The following is an 18,908-nucleotide window of genomic DNA, read 5'->3' as shown; positions in this document are numbered from 1 at the left end:
TGGACTGGCCTCGCAGTGAGGCCGGCAAAAAGGCAGGTTACAAGCCCCATCCCTTCGCCGGCATGATCCGGATCAGGTTCGAAGGGTCACCGCGCTGTAGCGTTCAGCGGTTTCTCAGCCCATTGCCGGGCTCCCCTTGGTGGCGTTCAGGTATACCCGAGGGCGCCGCGCCTGTCACTACTCTCCAACTCCCCGAACTGTGGGCAATGGTGACCCGCTAATGGGTATCTGCCCCCATTCTTGACGCGCCATCGTTTAGTGCACGCCAGGCGCTGCAAGGTTTTGTATGTCAAAGCATTACTGAAATATCTGTTGGCATAGCTGTTGCTCATGGCCATTTAACGGGCAAAACGCCATTGATGGCTTAAGGCCGTAAGGCCGCAACAGAGGCTTAAGCCAATGAAAACATCCGCCATGAGCCACGCGTCCAGGCGCGCGTTCCATCTGTCCTCCGTCACTGCGCTGATGATCAGCCTGGGGTTGATCACGGCCATGGCAGCCCCCCTCGACGACAACAGCCCGCCACCGCCGACCGACCCGTCGGCCTACACTGACCAGCCGGACGACCCGACCGCTGCCTTGCTTGAGCTGAAAACCTTGCCCGAGGCCAACGAGGGCGCGCTGGAGCTGACCGATGGCGTATATGGCGACCGCAGCACGGTACGCACCGACAACGTGCTGCCGCCTGCCCTGCAAACGTCGGACAAGTACCCTACCAACGGCAAACCCAGCCCGTTGTTCGGTGCGCAACCTTTCACCCAGCAACTGTTGCTGTTCGAAGAGTTCGGGCCAGAGAAGCTCGACCCGACCACGCCGGCGCCCGATCTGACCTTTCCGGTCCCCACCCTCGGCGCGGCCCCCGCGCAAGACCCCAACGTGGTGGCACGCAGCGGACCCAGTGGCAGCGCACTGGAAGCGTTCCTCAAGCAACCCGGCCTGTACCCGTTCCCGACCCAGTACGCCAACGTGCTGGACCGCAACCCATGGAAGGCGCAGATCGAGATGTTCCTCAACCGCCAGCCGGTCGGCTCGCCCGCTGAAGGCCGGCCACCAGGAAAAGGCTGGTCGCACCAGCGCTGGAACGAGTTCTACCCGCAGGCAGCGTTCAAGACCGCCCAGGCCGGTGCGCGCATCAACCTCGGCCTGCGCGACCGCAAGCAACTGCACAACTATGCCGTCGGTGAATTTGCCCCAGGAGGCCTGTACTACCAGACGTCGGACATTCCGACCACGCTGGGCACCACCAAGGGTATCGACATACGCTTCCACCCAAACATGCCGCTGCAAAACCACAAATCGTTGTGGACCTTCGACGGCACTTTCCCGCCCAAGCTGCTGATGGTGCGCTACGGCCAGCCAATCCTGATGCGCCATTACAACGCCCTGCCGATTGACCCGTCGGCCAACGGCGGCTTTGGCCTGCATACCATCTCGACCCACGAGCACAACGGCCACTCCCCGGCCGAAAGCGACGGCTTTGCCAACGCGTACTTCTTCCCCGGCCAGTACTACGACTACCGCTGGCCGGTGCAGCTGGCCGGCTACGACACCATCAACACCCGTGCCCAGGACCCGCGAGCAGCTTTCCCCTGCTCGCCGGGTGAAACCTTGTTCGTCAACGATGGCACACCGGGCCTGAAAACCTGCGAGAACGGCAGCATCAAGATTCGTGGTGACTGGCGCGAAACCATGAGTACCCACTGGTTCCACGGCCACATGATGGATTTCACGGCGCAGAACGTCTACAAAGGCAACGCCGTGATGATGAACTACTACAGCGCCCTGGACCGCGGCAACGAGGCCCTGCAGGACGGTGTCAACCTGCGCTTCCCAAGTGGCTCAGCCATGCCTTGGGGTAACCGTGACTATGACGTCAACCTGGTGATAGCCGACAAGGCCTGGGATGCAAACGGCCAGCTGTGGTTCAACCCGTTCAACACTGACGGCTTCCTCGGTGACCAGATCCTGGTCAACTGGCAGTACCAGCCCAGGCTCAAGGTGCGTGCGCGCAGTTACCGTTTCCGTATCCTCAACGGTTCGGTTTCACGCTACTTCAAGTTCGCCGTGGTGCGGGAAATTGCCGGTAACAGTGGCGAGTTCAAAGGCCCGTCCGGCTCCAACGTGTCGTATGCGCGGGTGCCGTTCCACATGATCGCCAACGACGGCAACATCATGGAACACGCGGTGCCATTCGACGGCACGATGGACCTCAATGGTGACGGCAACCTGCAAGACAACAACGGCATCCTGCCACTGCAGGGCATTGCCGAGCGCTACGACATCATCATCAACTTCGCCAGGAATGGCATCAAGGCAGGCGACAAGCTGTACTTCGTCAACCTGATGGAGCACGACTCCGGCAAAGGTCCGAAGCAAGCTATCCCGTTGGCCGACGTGCTGTCGGAAAAATACAAGGCGGTGATAAAGCAGACCAGCAAAGGCCCGCAGTGGGACAAGGGCGATCCGGCAGTCGGCAAGTTTCTGCAACTGTGGGTGCAACCGTACACCGGCCAGGACCTGAGCATGGACCCGGTAGCCTATGAGCCGGCCAAGCCAGGCAAGGCTGCCGGCCTGAAAATGCTGCCCCTGCCAATTGACCGCGACGCCGCAGCCGACCAGGCCAAACTCAAGGATGCCCGCCACCGCGAGTTCATCTTTGGCCGCTCTGACGGTACGGACACCACCCCGTGGACCATCAAGACCGACGGCGGCTTTGGCTACAGCATGGACCCACGCCGCATCAGTGCCGCACCGCAACTGGCCAACCAGTCTACCGACGCTGGTTTCAGCGGCGACGGCACCCTGGAAGTGTGGAAAATCGTCAACGCCGGCAATGGCTGGAGCCACCCGGTACACGTGCACTTCGAGGAAGGCGTGATTCTTAGCCGCGACGGCAAGGCCCCGCCAGAATGGGAAAAATGGGCGCGCAAGGATGTGTACCGAATCGGGCCGGATACTGATTCGTCCATCGAGGTGGAAATGGCCATCCGCTTCCGCGAGTTTGCCGGCACCTACATGGAGCACTGCCACAACACACAGCACGAGGACTCTTCGATGCTGCTGCGCTGGGACATTGAACACCCGGGGCAGTTCCAGGTGATGCCGACCCCGCTGCCGGGATGGGATGGCGTGCATTACATGGCCTCGGTGGGCCTGCCAACGTTCCGCACCAAAACCCACGACGACAATGACGACCCGGCCAACAAACCACCCGTCGCGGCCAATGACAGTGCCGCAACGACGGCTGGCACACCGATCACCCTGAACGTGCTGGCCAACGACAGTGACCCGGACGGCAATGTACCGCTCACGGTAACCGGCCTCAGCCAGCCGGACTCCGGCCAGGGTGCCGTCAGCACTGACGGCACCACCGTAACGTACAGCCCGCCCGCTACGGTCGCCACGCCATTCACGGCCAGCTTCAATTACACGGCGCGTGATACCAAGGGTGCCGAGTCGGTGGCCCCGGCCACGGTCAGCATCGCCGTAACCGCAGCAGCAGCGGCCGACGAACTCAAGGTCACCAGTGCCACGGTGCAGGAACGCAGCGGCAACCGTTTCACCTGGGATGTGCAGGGGACTACCACGGTGGCCACGGGCAACAGCATCAGTGTGACTGCAGCAACCACCGGTGGTCCGGTAAGCCTGGGGAACGCGACGCTGACTGCCACGACTACGGGGGCCCGTTGGCGGGTAGCGGTGACCACCACCGGCTTTGGCCCGGCCACGCCAGCGACGGTCACGGTGAAATCGGCACTGGGCCAGACGGTGACAGCGCCAGTCAAATACAAGTGAGTGCAAAGCGGGGACCCCTATGCGGCCCCGCTCAGCCAACCCACGAGGACCGCATCATGCCCGGCTCATGGCGTTTCCTGCTGGTACTTGCGTTGTTCGCCGCCAGCATTCCGTTCTGGCCACTGCACCCGCAACAAACGGTGGCCGAAGCAGCTGCCACTCCCTGGGGGGCCAACTACTTCCCCAACATCCCCCTGCTCACCCAGGATGGCGAAGAAGTGCATTTCTTCGACGACCTTATCAAGGACAAGGTGGTTGCCATCAACTTCATCTTTACCGGCTGCTCCGATTCCTGCCCAGTGGAAACCGCACGCCTGCGCCAGGTACAGAAAATCCTCGGTGACCGGGTCGGCAAGGATATCTTCCTCTACTCCATCAGCATCGACCCCTATAACGACACCCCCGCCACCCTCAAGCGCTATGCCGAAAAGTTCAGCATCGGCCCAGGCTGGACCTTGCTGACCGGCGAACCTGACGATATCGAGCAACTACGCCGCAGCCTGGGGCTGTGGATCGATGGCCTGGAAAACGGCCGCTCCAAAGACCACAACCTGAGCCTCATCATCGGCAACCAGGCCACCGGCCGCTGGATGAAAGCCTCGCCTTTCGAAAGCCCGTACATCCTCGCCGACCGCCTCGGCAACAGCTTGCACAACTGGAAGCAGGCCAGCGCCATGACCAATGACTACGCTCAAGCGCCGCAGATGCGCACACCCAGCAGCGGCGAGCAGATCTTCCGCACCCGTTGCTCTTCCTGCCACACCGTGGGCAACACCGAGCCAGGCCAACCAGGCATAGGTCCCGACCTGCTGGGCGTGACCCGCCAGCGTGACGCCAACTGGCTGGTCCGCTGGCTGAAGGTGCCCGACCAGATGCTGGCCGAAAAAGACCCCTTGGCCATGCTGCTGTTCGAACAATACAACCGCCTGGCCATGCCCAACATGCGCCTGGGCGATGCCGAAGTCAGCGCATTGATAAGCTACCTCGAAGAAGAAACGGCACGCCTGCAGACACCCGTTGCAAATAAGGGAATCCCCTAAAGGCGATTAGCCATCAGTCATCAGGCTGTCATCTCGCTGTCGTATTTTTCGAGCATCACCCAGGGTCGGGAACTATCAGCAGTGATTCGCCGTTCGCTTTCCTCATCCAGCCTTCTGCGACTGCTGATCCTGATACTCTGTGCAGCGACCCTGGCCTTTCTCTGGGGGCTGCACGTCACGCAAAAAGCCGCCGCCCGACAGGATGCACTGTCGGCCAAGGCCATCGAGCACCTGAACCTGGCCAACATCTTGGGCGAAAGCCTGCGACAGCTTGTCGACCGCGCCCAGGCGGTGGGTCGTGTTACCCAGGACGATATGAAAGCGCTGCGTCAGGGCAACTTCCGCCTGGCACCCAGCCTGGTAGCAGACCCAGTTTTCAAGCGCTTGAGCCTGTACGACCGACAAGGCCGGCTGCTGTCGGCCAGCCATACCGATGAGGCCGCCGAGTTGCCGGCAGACTGGTTGCGCCAACTGCAACGGCACATTGACCGCTACGGTTTCAAACCTTTCCTGCCAAGCATTCAGCCTGTCAACCAAACCGCTACCCTGCCCACTTGGCGCCTGCCCTTCCTGCTGCCGTTGACCAATTCGACCGGCCGGGAAATCGACAACATTTTGATGGTGCAACTGGACGTCGGCTACCTGGCGGTGCTGTTCCAGCCTATCGACCTGGGCAACAGTGGCCTGGTGCGTCTGCTGCAGGATGACGGCCTGGAGCGGCTGCGCATCGACAACAGCGGCACGGTGACTGCCGGCGACCTATTGCAGCCCCCGCTGCCGGCGCTAAACACCGAAGCGGGCATGCTGACCCAGTACGTAGCGGGTGATGCCTACCAAAGCGTGTACCGCCATGTACCCGAGCAAGGCTTCAGCGTGGTGGTCAGCCAGCGCCAGGCAGAAATCCTCACACCCTCGACGCTGGCCTATTCCCGGCAATTCTGGTTGAACCTGAGCATGACCCTGATGATCCTGGCCAGCCTGCTATGGACCTTGCGCCTGCTACGCAAGCGCCAGGAGGCATTCGATGCGCTGGAACATGCCCAGCAGGTCAATCAGCAGCTGATCGTGCGCCTGGAGGACGAACACCGGCGCAGCAGCCACGCCGCCGCCACCGACCACCTCAGCGGCCTGCACAACCGTCGCCAGTTCGTCGAAGTGGCCAGCCAGGTGCTGACTCGGCAACGTGGCAAGCGCCGACTGATGGCGATCCTGTTCATCGACATGGACCGTTTCAAGTCGATCAACGATTCGCTTGGACACAAGATTGGTGACCTGCTGCTACAGGCCGTGGCCGGGCGTATCCAGCGCCTGCTGGAGCCCGGCGACGAGGCTTCGCGCTTTGGCGGCGACGAATTCGTGGTGCTGCTGGCCGGCGAGCGCAGCGAGGAGCAGATCAACGCCTGGGTCCACGAACTGGTGCAGAAACTGTCGGCCACCTACGCCCTGGATGGCCAAGAGGTCAACACCAGCCCCAGCGTAGGGGTGAGCATCTGTCCGCGTGATGGCCAGGACATCGACAGCCTGATACGCAGCGCCGATGCGGCAATGTACTCGGCCAAGCAGGCAGGGCGCGCGCAGTATCGCTTTTTCGACCCCTCGCTGAACCTGGCCGATATCCAGGCGTTTACCCTTGAACAGGCGTTCGGCAGTGCCTTGGCCGAACGCCAGTTCGTGCTGCACTACCAGCCGCAGATGCGCCTTGACACCCACCAGGTGCTGGGCTACGAGGCGCTGGTGCGCTGGGACCACCCCGAGTTCGGCCTGCTGTACCCGGACCGCTTCATCGGCCTGGCCGAGCGCAGTGGTTTCATTGTCGAGCTGGGTTGGGAAGTACTGCAGCTGGCCTGTGAAGCCTTGTCGAGCTGGAATGCCCAAGGCCGCAAGACACGGCTGGCCGTCAATGTCTCCGCCCTGCAACTGCGTCAAGCCGACTTCGCTGACCGGCTGCTGAGCAAGTTGCAGCATCATGGCATCGCGCCCCAGCAGCTGGAGCTGGAAATTACCGAAACCACCATTCTCGACCCCGAAGGCACGGCGGTGGCGCACCTGCATACGTTGCGCGGCGCAGGTCTGGGTATCAGTCTGGACGATTTTGGCCGTGGCTACGCCGGCTTTGCCCACCTGCATTCACTGCCCCTGAGCAAGCTGAAGATCGATCGTTCGCTGATCGCGGCGCTGTCCAACAGCCATGACGACAGCCCTATCGTGTCCTCCACCATCATCCTGGCCAAGCGCCTGGGCCTGGAAGTGGTGGCCGAGGGGGTGGAAACCCGTGAACAGGTGGTGTATCTGAAGCTTGCCGGCTGCGATATCGCCCAGGGCTACCACTTCAGCCGGCCACTGTCGCTGCCGCAGCTGTGGGTTTACCCGCCCTTCAACGGTATCGAGGACAAGGCATGCGTGTACTGAGCGCAACGGCAGGCTTGCCGATGGCGTTGGGCAAGGACAGGCAACGCATTTCGGTTTATCGTGTACCGATCACACACCGACACCCGCACCATGACCGATATCGAGCGCTACCTTCGCGCCGCCACCCGTGACAACACCCGGCGCAGCTACCAGGCCGCCATCGAACATTTCGAAAGCCACTGGGGCGGTTTTCTCCCGGCCACTGCCGAGAGTATCGCCCGCTACCTGGCCGATCATGCCGACCAGCATGCCGTCAGCACCCTGCGTCAACGCCTGGCCGCGCTCAGCCAATGGCACGTCGCCCAAGGTTTCCCCGACCCGACCAAGGCACCCTTGGTGCGTCAGGTGCTGCGCGGCATCCGCACCCTGCACCCGACGCCACCCAAACAGGCCGCCCCGCTGTTGCTGCAACACCTGCAAACTGCTGTGACGTGTTTTGAAGAAGAAGCCCGACAAGCCCGCGAGCACCATGATTTGGCAGCCCTGCGCCGGGCTCGCCGTGACAGCGCCTTGCTGTTGCTGGGTTTCTGGCGTGGTTTTCGCGGCGATGAGTTGGCACGCCTGCGCATCGAACACATCCAGGCTGAAGCCGGTGTCGGCATTACGCTTTTCCTGCCACGCAGCAAGGGCGACCGCGAAGCCTTGGGCGTGCAGCACCGCACCCCTGCCCTCAAGGCCTTGTGCCCTGTCACTGCCTACCTGCAATGGCTTGAAGTCGCCGGTATTGCCCATGGGCCAGTGTTCCGCAAACTCGACCGCTGGGGCAACCTTGGCGACAGCGCGCTCAACAGCAACAGCCTGGTCGGCCTGCTGCGGCGCATGCTGGAACGCGCCGGGGTGCCGGCGGCGCTGTATACCGGCCACTCGCTACGGCGTGGCTTCGCCACCTGGGCAACCGCCAATGGTTGGGAACTGAAATCGCTGATGAGCTATGTGGGCTGGAAAGATGCCAAGTCGGCGCTGCGCTACATCGACTCGGCGCAACGCTTTGGCGAACTGGCCGTGCTACCGGCCAGTCAGGTGCAACCGCTTATTCCTTGAAGCTGTGCCTGGCGACGCCGCCCGTTTCCGGGCGGATGGCATACAGGTCGCCAGCGTCCGGATAATGGTGCAGGTCTTCTGGCATCATGTCGTAACGCGCGGTGCTGATGTACAAGGTGTTCATCCCGGGCCCGCCAAAGCAGCAGCTGGTGGGGCACGGTACTGGCATCAACACCTGGTCGGTCAGGTGCCCGTGGCGGTCGTAGCGCAGCAGGCAACTGCCATGGTACTGGCACACCCACAGCCCGCCTTCGCGGTCCAGCGCCAGGCCATCCGGCCGGCCCAGTTCGGCGGGAGTTTCGGCAAACAGCGTAACAGCGCCCAGCCGGCCTTCGATGAGGTACTCGGCGCGGTAGATCGCACGCGCCGCCGAATCGACGAAATACACCGTGTGGCCGTCCTGCGACCAGGCAAGGCCGGTGGGCAAGGCCATGTCATCGTGAATCACCTGGTCGCTCAATTGCCAGTCAAAGCGAAAAAGCGCCCCGGTATTGCCACTGGGGGCCTCGTCCATCAGGCCGGTGACGAAGCGTCCCTGCGGGTCGCAGGCGCCATCGTTGAAGCGGAAAGTCGAGCGCGGATGAACCGATGCCGAATGCTGGCGCACCTTGCGCGTTGGCACATCGAAGATGGCCACGCTGGCATCCTCGGTGAAAATCAGGTTGCCTCGGTCGGTCAGCGCCAGGGCGCCAATGCGCGCGGCAGACTCGTAAAGGCAATCGACTTCGCCATCAGGTGCCAGGCAGTTGATGCGCCCGCCGGAGATATCGACAAAGTACAGCACGCCACTGCCTTCATCCCAGACCAGGCTTTCACCAAGGTCCGCGCGTGCGTTGGCAACTTTGACTGGCACGTAGTTGCATTCCTTGATGCCTCTCCTACGCTCGGCCACCTGCGCCAGGTCGCTGGCCTGCACACGGCCGAGGTCAAGACGATAGCTGACGCCGCTGTCTTTGTTGAAGCGCGTGGCGGTGTACTGGCCATCGCTGTCATTAGTGTGATGGCACAGCGCACCGGCCAGGTGAGTAACGGGCATTTCTGGCTACCTTCAATTCTCCTTTTTTACGATATCAACAAAAAAATCAATGACTTAATATTAAAAGCATGCAACTTTGATATCCCATGGATATCACCGCCGTGTCGCCGCGCTGCAGGAATGCTGGATGATCGAAACACGTTTGCTCAGGCAGTTCATCGCCGTGGCCGAAGAGCTGCACTTTCACAAGGCCGCCCAGCGCCTGCACATGGCGCAGCCACCGCTGAGCCAGGCGATCAACCGGCTTGAGGAAAAGCTCGGCTTTGGCCTGTTTCTGCGTAACAAGCGCGAGGTGCGTCTGACCGCAGCGGGTGCAGCGTTTCTCGACACCGCTTACCGCACGCTTGCCGAACTGGAACAAGGGATCGAGTACGCGCGCAACGTTTCTGCGGGGGTCAGCGGCAAATTGACCATCACGGCCATTTCCATCGCCTATTACGACTCGCTGCTCAACCGCTTGCGCCGCTTTCGGGAAACCTATCCGAACGTGCAACTGACCATCCGCGAGATGCCATCCGCCGCTCAGGCCAAGGCCTTGCTGGCCGGTGAGGCGGATATTGGCTTCATGCGCAGGCTTCCGCTACCAGTCGGCACCCTGGAGGCACGCTTGCTGCTTGACGAGCAGATCGTCATGGCGTTGCCCGCCAGCCATCCCAAGGCACGGCACGAAGTTGTCGACTTGCGCGAGTTTGCCGATGAGGACTTCGTGTTCACCCCGCAAGCGCTGGGCGGGGGCTACCACGCGCAGTTGGTTGCGCTGTGCGAATCGGCCGGGTTCTACCCCAGGATCGTGCAGGAGGCGGCGCAGATCCACACCCTGCTTGGCCTGGTGGCCTGCGGCTTTGGCGTGGCCCTGGTGCCGGAGTCGTTCGTCCGCTCGACCCCGCGCGAACGCGTGCAGTTTTGCCCGATCCAGCCTATCGATGACCAGCCTGCCCCAGGGCTTGGGTTGTACATGAAATGGAGCGCCCAGAATGCTTCGCCAGCGCTGGCCAACTTCATTGCCATGTTCCAGACGCAGCCCTAAGGCCACTTGAACAGTGGTGTTCAGCCTCGCTTCGCGCAGCGCCACAACCGACCAATATCACAAGCCCTGGCCTGCAACAGCTCGGCAGCATTTGCACATGCCTGCTCCAGGGTCATCGGCCCACTGGCCAGTGCAAACGCAGCATCGACCCCATGGGCATACAACTGTTGATACCCCTCCCCCAAGGTACCGGCCAGCACCACCACCGGCACGCCATGGCGCTTGGCAACCCGTGCCACACCCATAGGCGTCTTGCCACGCAATGTCTGGGCATCGAAACGCCCCTCGCCAGTCACCACCAGATCTGCCCCCTGCACCAGGGCGGCAAGGCCAGCCAGCTCAGCCACGACTTCCACCCCTGGACGGAACTGCGCATCCATGAATGCCCGGGCAGCGAAGCCCATGCCACCGGCCGCGCCACAACCAGGGTAATCGCGCACATCCTCGCCCAACAGCAGCGCACAATGGTCGGCAAAGTGCTTCAGCGCGTGGTCCAGCGCCTCCACTTGCTGCGGGTTGGCACCTTTTTGCGGGCCGAAGATGGCCGATGCGCCGTTGGCGCCACACAATGGGTTGTCGACATCCGCCGCGACTTCAAACTGCACCTCGGCCAGGCGCGGGTCGAGGCCGCTGGCGTCGATACGGGCCAGCTTGGACAAGGCCAGGCCGCCCTCTTCCAGTGCTTGCCCGTCAGCATCCAGCAGGCGTAGCCCAAGCGCTCGCAACATACCACTGCCGGCATCGTTGGTGGCGCTGCCGCCAATCGCCAGCACCACACGCAGGGCTCCGGCGGCGAGGGCTGCGGCAATCAGTTCACCGGTACCCCAGGTGCTGCTGCGGCAAGCATCGCGCTGGCCGGTTGGCACCCGTTGCAGGCCACTGGCCTGGGCCATTTCAATGATTGCGGTGCGATCTTGCGGCAACCAGCCCCAGCTGGCCTCGACGCTTTGCCCTAATGGCCCGCGCACGGCCTGGCGGCGCAGTTCACCGTGGCTGGCGGCCAGGATCGCTTCCATGGTGCCTTCGCCACCGTCGGCCATCGGGCACTCGACCAGTTCAGCCTCCGGCCACGCTTCGTTCAGGCCTGCAGCGATGGCGCGGGCGACACCGGCAGCGTCGAGGCTGTCCTTGAACGAGTCGGGGGCAATGACGATCTTCATGGGGTTTCTCCTGTCCTGATGAGCAGCATGCTGACAGGTGGCAGCCAAGGTGACCTCGGTCAAATGCACAAATCGCTGGCCGGGTTGTTTGGGCAGATGCCTTTTTGCCTGTTCTCGCCCAATCGCCGGCAAGTGAACCCTTCAGTCAGCTGGCAACAGCTGCAACCCCAAGTACAAGCTAAGCATCCCTTCCAGGCGCAACGGGTCGACCTCTCCCAGCTCGGCTATCCGCTCCAGTCGATAGCGCAGGCTGTTGCGGTGGATGCCCAGGGCATCGGCACAGGACTGGCTCTGGCCGTCATGGGCACACCAGGCGCGCAGAGTGACGAGTAACTGACCACTGCTGTCCTTGGCGCGGATGCGCTGCAACGGCTCCATCAACTCGTCCAGCGCGTCGTCGTTACGGTGGCGCCACAGCAGCGCCGGCAGCCGGTAGCGCTGCAGGCTGAGCAATCGTTCGGTGGGCAATACCTCGCGGCCATAGGCCAGCAAGTCACGCACCCGGCGGTAACCACGGCGTAACTGCTCCAGACTCTGCGCTGCACTACCCAGGGCCAGTCGCTCAATGTCCCAGCCGTGGCGTTGCAGGCGTTCCAGCAGGCGCAGTTCATCCAGTGCCACGCCGGCCGGGCGGCACCACAGCAACGACTGGCGGGCCGGGCTGACACACCAGCTATCCGGATAACGGCTCATCAACCATGCGGCCAGCGCCTCGGCAGGTGCCCCCGAGGTAATTTCAAACAGGCACGGAATCCGCGGCAGCTGAGGTTTCAAACCCAACTGACGGGCTTCGTCCAGCAAGCGCGGGGCGTTACCGCTGCCGCCGAGCAACAGCGCCAGCAGGTCGTCACAGCGCTGCCTTCGCCATTGCTGGTCAGCCTGTAAATTGCGTTGGGCCAGCAGCATTTCGGCGGTCATGCGTACCAGCTCGCCATAGGTGCGCACCTGCTGCGGGTCACCGGTCAGGCCCAACACACCCATCAGTCGCCCATCAAGCATCAATGGCAGGTTCACCCCAGGCTGCACGCCCTTCAGGCACTTGGCCGCGTCGGTATCCAGCTCCACGATCCGGCCATTGGCCAAAACCAGCTGCGCCCCCTCGTGACGGGTGTTGATGCGCTCCGGTTCACCACTGCCCAGGATCAACCCCTGGCTGTCCATGACATTGACGTTGCAAGGCAAGATGGCCATTGCCCGGTCAACGATATCCTGTGCCAGGTCATGGTCGAGTTCGAACATTGCGTGGTCCTTTAGGTGTTTGGCTTTTGGGCTCGGGCACAGCAGCCTGGGCCAAGCGCTGTGCAAAAGCACAAAGACAGGCTAGCCGCAGTCCCCGAGACTCGTCAGGGCGAGCGCCGAAACAGGCGACGCGGCGAAAACCATAACAACAGAGAACCCGATCATGGCACACAGCCCCGCCCCTGACCAAGGCACGGACACCACCCGTAACGCGCTGTACCGGCGTATCACCCTGCGGCTGATTCCGTTCATTTTCATCTGCTACCTGTTCAACTATCTGGACCGCGTCAACGTCGGCTTTGCCAAGCTGCAAATGCTCGACGCTCTGAAATTCAGCGAAACGGTGTACGGCCTTGGCGCCGGCATCTTCTTCATCGGCTACGTACTGTGCGGCCTGCCAAGCAACCTGGCCCTCAATCGCTTCGGCCCACGGCGCTGGATCGCCCTGATGATGATCGCCTGGGGCAGCCTGTCCACCTGCCTGCTGTTCGTCACCTCCCCTACCGAGTTCTACACCCTGCGCCTGCTCACCGGCGCTGCCGAAGCCGGCTTCTTCCCGGGTGTGGTGCTGTACCTCTCGCGCTGGTTCCCGGCGGCCCGGCGCGGCCGCATCATGGCCCTTTTCATGTCGGCGATCCCGGTATCGGGTCTGCTTGGCGGGCCGTTCTCCGGCTGGATCCTCGAACATTTTGCCGCCGGCCAGCACGGCCTGGCCGGCTGGCAGTGGATGTTCCTGATCCAGGGCCTGCCAACCGTGGCCTTGGGCGTACTGGCGGTGTTCCTGCTCAGTGACGGCTACCAGAAAGCCGCCTGGCTGAGCCCGGCTGAACGTCAACTGATCGCTGCCGACCTGCAGGCCGATGCCGCAAGCAAACCGAACACCACCAGCGACAGCGTGCTGGCCGTATTGACCAACCCGCTGATCTGGACCTTCGGCTTCGTCTACTTCTGCATCCAGAGCGGTGTGTACGCGATCAACTTCTGGCTACCCTCGATCATCAAGAGCATGGGCTTCGACAACCCGCTGCTGATCGGCTGGCTCAGCGCCATCCCGTACTTGCTGGCGGGTGTGTTCATGATCCTTTGCGGGCGCTCGGCCGACCTGCACAGCGAGCGCCGCTGGCACCTTGTGGTGCCAATGCTGATGGGCGCCGTCGGCCTGCTGATTGCGGTGAACTTCGCCGGTACCCCGAGCATTGCCATTCTTGGCTTGTCGATCGCCACCATGGGCGCGCTTACCGGCCTGCCGATGTTCTGGCCAATGCCCACCGCGCTGCTCAGTGCCGGAGCTGCCGTGGCAGGTCTGGCGATCATCAATTCGGTAGGCCAGATGGCAGGGTTCCTCAGCCCGTACCTGGTCGGGTTCATCAAGGACCAGACCGGCTCAACCGATGCCGCACTGTATTCGCTCGCGGCGTTGATCGTAGTGGGTAGCCTGGTGGCCTTGCGTGTAACGCGAGCGGGTTCGCTGAGCACTGCGCGGGCGAGTTGAGGCATTCGCGGGCTTGCCCACTCCCACAAGTTTCAAGCCTGTGGGCGGGCAAGCCCGCGAAGAGGCCCACCCAAGCCATACGAAATTCAAACCCTCCACCGATCGTCAGCTCAACGCATCCCCTCCGCGCCCCAGGCGTCAAATGGTTCCAAAGGCCCCTTTGGAGAAACCTCGATGACCCAATACGCCGTGGCACGCTTGGCTCAGCTCGACGAACACCGCCCCCTGCGCGTGCAGGCCGGCAACGAAGAACTCATCCTCATCCGCCAAGGCGATCAGGTACATGCCTACCAGGGCAACTGCCCCCACGCAGGCGCCCCCCTTGATGAAGGCGTGGTTTGCAGTGGCCTGCTGGTCTGTCCTTGGCACAAAGCTGCCTTCGCGGTTGACGACGGGGTGGTCTGTGAGCCACCTGCGCTGGCCGACCTGCGCCGCTACAAGGCATGGATCAAGGGCGATGAAATCTGGGTCGATGACCAGCCCCTGCCGGTAACCGAACCGCCCAGGCACAGCGATGCCCGCTGTTTCGTGGTAGTCGGCGCCGGTGCCGCCGGCAGCGCCGCCGTCGCCACCCTGTTGGCTCATGGCTTCGCTGGCCGGTTGGTATGGATCGATCAGGAACGCCAGCCGGCCTACGACCGCACAGCACTGAGCAAATTCGTGATTGCCGGGCAGATGCCGCCCGATGAGGTCCCCCCGCTGCTCGAAGCCGACGCCCTGCGCAAGGGCCAGCTGGAACGCAAGTGCGGCAAGGTGCGCACCCTGAACAGCCAGAAGCGCCAGGTCACCCTCGCCGATGGTCAGCAGATCGATTACCACGCCTGCCTGCTGGCAACCGGCGGTAAAGCACTGCGCCCAGACATTCCCGGTGCCGACTTGCCCGGGGTGTTCACCCTCCGCTCACTGGAAGATGCTGCACAGCTGCTCGATGCAGCCGAGCCTGGCCAGCCGGTGGTCATCGTCGGTGACGGCTTCATCGGCCTGGAGGCAGCCTCGGCATTGCGCAAATATGGCTTGCAGGTGCACGTGGTCACACGCCACGAAGTCCCTCTGGCCCGACAGTTGGGTGAGCGGATCGGGCGCTGCATTCGCGCGCTGCATGAACGAAAAGGGATCACCTTCCACGGCCCTACCGAGGTCGAGCGGATCGAAGGCCAGGACAAGGCCGAAGCGGTGAAACTGGCCAATGGTGAACGGCTGCAGACCCCCTTGGTCCTGCTCGGCACCGGGGTAAAACCCGCCACCGCGTTCCTTCAAGGTGTGCCGCTTGGCGAAGACAAATCGGTGAGGGTCGACGCAGAAATGCGCGCAGCTGACGGTTTGTGGGCCGCAGGTGACATTGCCACGTTCCCGCTCACGGGGCGCCCGGTGCGCATCGAACACTGGCGCCTGGCCCAGCAACACGGGGTTATCGCCGCCGCGAACATGCTTGGCGAACAGCGCCGTTATGCCGATGTACCCTTCTTCTGGACCTACCAGCACGGCCGTACCTATGAAGTGCTGGGTCATGCCAGGGACTGGAACCGGATCGAATTCGTCGGGGAGCCGGAAAAAGGCGATTTCGTTGCCCTGCAGTGTGTGGATGAGCGCGTCGAGGCCGTTATCGCCAAAGGTTATTCCGATGCCATGGCGACACTGTCGCAACGCCTGAAGCGCCCGTTAAGCCTGCAGGAGGCTTTGGCGCTCATTGGCTGAGCGGTGCCTTTCAATGCTTCCCGGTTGTGTGTAAAACAGGCAGGTCAGCCGACTGCACAAGGACCCACGCGCATGATCTACCGCCCCCTCGGCCACAGTGGCCTGCAGGTTTCCGCCCTTACCCTGGGCAGCATGATGTTCGGCGAGCAGACCAGTACCGATGATGCCCTGCGCATCATCGACAAGGCCTGGGACCAAGGCATCAACTTCATCGACACCGCCGACGTGTACAACGCCGGGCGCTCGGAAGAAATCGTCGGTGAAGCCGTGGCGCGCCATCGCCATGACTGGGTGGTCGCCAGCAAGGTCGGCTTCGGCCCGGCCGACGGCCTGCCCAACCGCAGCGGGTTGTCGCGCAAGCACATCTTCAATGCCGTGGATGCCACGCTGACCCGCATGGGCATGGACTACCTGGACATCTACTACCTGCACCGCGAAGACCACAAGGTACCGCTGGAAGAGACCGTGCAGGCCATTGGCGACTTGTTGCGCCAAGGCAAGATCCGCTACTGGGGGGTGTCCAATTTCCGTGGCTGGCGCATTGCCGAGGTCTGTCATATTGCCGAGCGCCTTGGCGTACCCAAGCCGGTAGTCAGCCAGCCACTGTACAACATCGTCAACCGCCAGGCCGAGCCAGAGCAACTCACTGCTGCGGCCGCGCACGGTCTGGGCGTGGTGCCGTTCAGCCCGCTGGCGCGAGGCGTGCTCAGTGGCAAGTACGCGCCCGGGGCGGTGCCGGACGCTGGCAGCCGTGCCGGGCGCCAGGACAAGCGCATCATGGAGGTGGAGTGGCGCCAGGAATCGCTGGCGATTGCCCGGCAGATCCAGGCCTATGTCGAGGCCAAAGGTGTGGGGATCGTCGAGTTTGCCATTGCCTGGGTATTGAACAACCAGCTGGTGAGTTCCGCTATCGTAGGGCCTCGCACCGAGGAACAGTGGGAGACCTATGGCGGTGCGCTGGCGGTGAAGATCACCGCAGAGGACGAGGCGTTCATTGACTCACTGGTGACGCCGGGGCATGCGTCGACCCCAGGGTTCAATGATGTCGCGCATTATGTGAGTGGGCGGTTGGCACGCAGCTGAGCGTCTTGCTGTACTGGCCTCTTCGCGGGCAATGGGGGCCCGACGCCGGGCTCCCGCCCCCCTTGATCACCGCGGCCCGATGCCTGGCTCATGACAGGACCTTGATGACCAGCAAATGCAGCGGATAGAACAGGTAACCCCAGCGCCCCACTACGGGCACCCGCCATTCATCATGCCGTAACAACAGCACCCCGAGCGGAATCGCCAGAATTGCAGCAGTCAGTGTCAGCACCGTGAACGGCGCCAACAGGTGCTCGCGCAACCAGCTATTGGTCAGATTGCCGCCCGCAGCCAACAGGCAAGGCAACAACCCGGCAACCCCACCTTGCCTGCGCGCCATCAACCAGGCGCCCGGCAGCAACACCCCCGGCAACCCATACATCAGCTGCTCACGCAACAACCAACCCGCCAGCAGGCCGGCGATGCCGAGCACGCGTGCCGATATCAAGGGGTGATGCACACCCCAGGCAACCACCAACCCCAATAACAAGGTCGGCATCACGCTGAATGTCTGCGAGCCACTGTCCAGCCAACGATACGCAGGCTCGGACAGCACCGCGAACATCAGCATCAGCGCCAGGTAGCGCAGGTTGCCACGGGTATACAACGCCCCCGCACGGGCTCGTTCCACATTCACTGCAATCGCCAGGCAGAACAGCGGAAACGCCAGCCGCCCCAACACGAACAGGCTATCGGCCTCGGGCCACAGAAAACGCAAGTGATCGACGACCATGGTCAACATCGCCGTCCATTTGACCAGATCCAGCCCGGCCGAGCGCAAGCGCTAGTGCTCGCGCTCTACGGGGCTGACGCCCAGGTAGCGTTCGGTCCACACTGCCAGAGGCAAGGGTGGTTGCTGTTCGATAATGCGCCGCCAGATCAACGCCAGGTCTGCACCACTGAACATCGAACCTGGGCCAGCGCCCTGGAACATCGAAGGCACATCGACAATCCAGCGCCCCTGGTTGTCACGGTGGGCCATGTTGAAACGGAAGGTGTAGTTGCCTGGAATACCCATACGCAGGTCGGTGACCACCAGCGCATCACCGATCTGGTCGTATCGCAGCCAGTCATCGGTGAACCAGCGCAACCGCTGGTGCAGGGGATCATCGCTCAGCGCTTGGGCAAGCTGCAGGTTACGTGACAAGCGTTGCATCTCGGGCGCTTGCCGGTCGAATGCACTGCTGATGCCTTCGTAGTAATCCCCTTCCGCAGTCTTGGCCAGCACCCGCCAGACCAGGCTGTTGAACGCGATCGGCACGGCGCGGACCTCGTTGGTAGCGATACCGCGCTGGTGCAGCGCCGCCTCGAAGCGCTGCTCGGCCGCCATGCGCCCGGCAAGGCCAAACCCCAGGTAAGCGGTACTGAATACCAGCGCCAGGGTCAATAGGCGTTTAGCCCTGGCAGTCACGCCCTTGGCGATGCCGTAGATGACCGCCAGCAGCAGTGGCACGGTATAGACCGGGTCGATGATGAACACCGCCGCCCAGCTTTGCGGGGTGCCTTGCAGTGGCCAGAACAGCTGCGTGCCGTAGACCGTAAAGGCGTCCAGCAGCGGGTGGGTAACCAGTACCAGCCAGAATGCGAGGAACAGCCGTGGCAAGGTATAGCCCTTGCCAGGCCAGCATTTGTTGACCAGCCAGGCCAGCAGCAAGGCCAGCCCCGTTAGCACGAACAGCGAGTGGGAAAAACCACGGTGGTAGGTCATCTGCGACACCGGGTCGGCGTAGCGAATGATCACATCCAGGTCCGGCAACGTGCCCAGTGCTGCACCATACAGCAGCGAGCGGCGGCCCTGGATGCGCCCGAGCACGGTCCCTTGCAGCGCCGCGCCGAGTACGGCTTGGGTGATGGAGTCCAAGGGGGGATTCCTGAAAGAGTCGTTTCCGCA

Annotated in this window: 13 protein-coding genes and 1 riboswitch; of the genes, 8 read left to right on the top strand and 5 right to left on the bottom strand. The window is 62.8% G+C overall.

Annotated elements, in window-relative coordinates; all coding sequences use genetic code 11:
- Positions 1-32: 32 nt before the first annotated feature.
- Positions 33-147: riboswitch (TPP riboswitch) on the bottom strand.
- 252 nt (positions 148-399) lie between these two features.
- From ACF8RA_RS06340 to ACF8RA_RS06325, 4 genes are all read left to right on the top strand, one after another.
- Positions 400-3,795: an Ig-like domain-containing protein gene (locus ACF8RA_RS06340; RefSeq protein ID WP_392518936.1), complete on the top strand. Its 3,396-nt coding sequence runs from the start codon at positions 400-402 to the stop codon at positions 3,793-3,795.
- Positions 3,796-3,851: 56 nt separating this feature from the next.
- Positions 3,852-4,835: an SCO family protein gene (locus ACF8RA_RS06335; protein WP_392461293.1), complete on the top strand. Its 984-nt coding sequence runs from the start codon at positions 3,852-3,854 to the stop codon at positions 4,833-4,835.
- 81 nt (positions 4,836-4,916) lie between these two features.
- Positions 4,917-7,244 carry a putative bifunctional diguanylate cyclase/phosphodiesterase gene (locus ACF8RA_RS06330; protein WP_392518935.1) on the top strand — a complete coding sequence of 776 codons (2,328 nt, stop codon included), beginning with the start codon at positions 4,917-4,919 and terminating at the stop codon, positions 7,242-7,244.
- Between the two features lie 60 nt (positions 7,245-7,304).
- Positions 7,305-8,285, top strand: coding sequence for a site-specific integrase (locus tag ACF8RA_RS06325; protein ID WP_176686031.1), 981 nt, complete (start codon positions 7,305-7,307; stop codon positions 8,283-8,285).
- Here the strand turns inward: ACF8RA_RS06325 and ACF8RA_RS06320 are convergent.
- Entirely contained in the window at positions 8,275-9,321 is a 1,047-nt protein-coding gene (locus ACF8RA_RS06320; protein WP_392518934.1) for an SMP-30/gluconolactonase/LRE family protein, read from the bottom strand. The two genes, ACF8RA_RS06325 and ACF8RA_RS06320, sit on opposite strands and share 11 nt — an antisense overlap.
- 127 nt (positions 9,322-9,448) lie before the next feature.
- Between ACF8RA_RS06320 and ACF8RA_RS06315 the strand changes: the two genes are divergently transcribed.
- The gene (locus tag ACF8RA_RS06315) at positions 9,449-10,348 is read left to right on the top strand and encodes a LysR substrate-binding domain-containing protein (RefSeq protein ID WP_392461287.1); all 900 of its coding nucleotides are present in this window, start codon (positions 9,449-9,451) and stop codon (positions 10,346-10,348) included.
- Between the two features lie 20 nt (positions 10,349-10,368).
- Here ACF8RA_RS06315 and ACF8RA_RS06310 read toward each other — a convergent pair whose 3' ends face one another.
- Positions 10,369-11,508, bottom strand: coding sequence for a glycerate kinase (locus tag ACF8RA_RS06310; protein ID WP_252461330.1), 1,140 nt, complete (start codon positions 11,506-11,508; stop codon positions 10,369-10,371).
- Positions 11,509-11,649: 141 nt separating this feature from the next.
- Positions 11,650-12,747, bottom strand: coding sequence for a sugar diacid recognition domain-containing protein (locus ACF8RA_RS06305; protein WP_392461286.1), 1,098 nt, complete (start codon positions 12,745-12,747; stop codon positions 11,650-11,652).
- Positions 12,748-12,910: 163 nt separating this feature from the next.
- On the opposite strand from ACF8RA_RS06305, the gene ACF8RA_RS06300 reads away from it, so the two are divergent.
- The 3 genes from ACF8RA_RS06300 to ACF8RA_RS06290 all read left to right on the top strand — a co-directional run bounded on the left by ACF8RA_RS06300 (position 12,911) and on the right by ACF8RA_RS06290 (position 17,017).
- Complete coding sequence (locus tag ACF8RA_RS06300) at positions 12,911-14,239, top strand: MFS transporter (RefSeq protein WP_392461285.1); 1,329 nt, start codon at positions 12,911-12,913, stop codon at positions 14,237-14,239.
- 174 nt (positions 14,240-14,413) lie between these two features.
- Positions 14,414-15,934 carry an FAD-dependent oxidoreductase gene (locus ACF8RA_RS06295; protein ID WP_392461283.1) on the top strand — a complete coding sequence of 507 codons (1,521 nt, stop codon included), beginning with the start codon at positions 14,414-14,416 and terminating at the stop codon, positions 15,932-15,934.
- 72 nt (positions 15,935-16,006) lie between these two features.
- Positions 16,007-17,017, top strand: a complete 1,011-nt coding sequence (locus ACF8RA_RS06290) for an aldo/keto reductase (RefSeq protein ID WP_176684263.1) — start codon at positions 16,007-16,009, stop codon at positions 17,015-17,017.
- A gap of 88 nt (positions 17,018-17,105) precedes the next feature.
- Here ACF8RA_RS06290 and ACF8RA_RS06285 read toward each other — a convergent pair whose 3' ends face one another.
- Both ACF8RA_RS06285 and ACF8RA_RS06280 read right to left on the bottom strand, forming a co-directional pair.
- Complete coding sequence (locus tag ACF8RA_RS06285; RefSeq protein ID WP_392461282.1) at positions 17,106-17,798, bottom strand: TraX family protein; 693 nt, start codon at positions 17,796-17,798, stop codon at positions 17,106-17,108.
- Between the two features lie 3 nt (positions 17,799-17,801).
- Positions 17,802-18,878, bottom strand: coding sequence for a metal-dependent hydrolase (locus ACF8RA_RS06280; RefSeq protein WP_392461281.1), 1,077 nt, complete (start codon positions 18,876-18,878; stop codon positions 17,802-17,804).
- Between the last annotated feature and the right edge of the window lie 30 nt (positions 18,879-18,908).

The organism is Pseudomonas sp. FYR_5, from assembly GCF_043106315.1.
GTDB lineage: Bacteria > Pseudomonadota > Gammaproteobacteria > Pseudomonadales > Pseudomonadaceae > Aquipseudomonas > Aquipseudomonas putida_Y.
Note: the sequence above shows the minus strand (reverse complement) of the source record. Positions and strands in the feature narration are given on the sequence as shown.

Bases quoted from the DNA above. Each gene is read 5' to 3' on its own strand.
- ACF8RA_RS06295 (WP_392461283.1), top strand. From the start codon at position 14,414: ATGACCCAATACGCCGTGGCACGCTTGGCTCAGCTCGACGAACACCGC.
- ACF8RA_RS06305 (WP_392461286.1), bottom strand. From the start codon at position 12,747: ATGTTCGAACTCGACCATGACCTGGCACAGGATATCGTTGACCGGGCA.
- ACF8RA_RS06310 (WP_252461330.1), bottom strand. From the start codon at position 11,508: ATGAAGATCGTCATTGCCCCCGACTCGTTCAAGGACAGCCTCGACGCT.
- ACF8RA_RS06290 (WP_176684263.1), top strand. From the start codon at position 16,007: ATGATCTACCGCCCCCTCGGCCACAGTGGCCTGCAGGTTTCCGCCCTT.
- ACF8RA_RS06335 (WP_392461293.1), top strand. From the start codon at position 3,852: ATGCCCGGCTCATGGCGTTTCCTGCTGGTACTTGCGTTGTTCGCCGCC.
- ACF8RA_RS06320 (WP_392518934.1), bottom strand. From the start codon at position 9,321: ATGCCCGTTACTCACCTGGCCGGTGCGCTGTGCCATCACACTAATGAC.
- ACF8RA_RS06300 (WP_392461285.1), top strand. From the start codon at position 12,911: ATGGCACACAGCCCCGCCCCTGACCAAGGCACGGACACCACCCGTAAC.
- ACF8RA_RS06315 (WP_392461287.1), top strand. From the start codon at position 9,449: ATGATCGAAACACGTTTGCTCAGGCAGTTCATCGCCGTGGCCGAAGAG.
- ACF8RA_RS06340 (WP_392518936.1), top strand. From the start codon at position 400: ATGAAAACATCCGCCATGAGCCACGCGTCCAGGCGCGCGTTCCATCTG.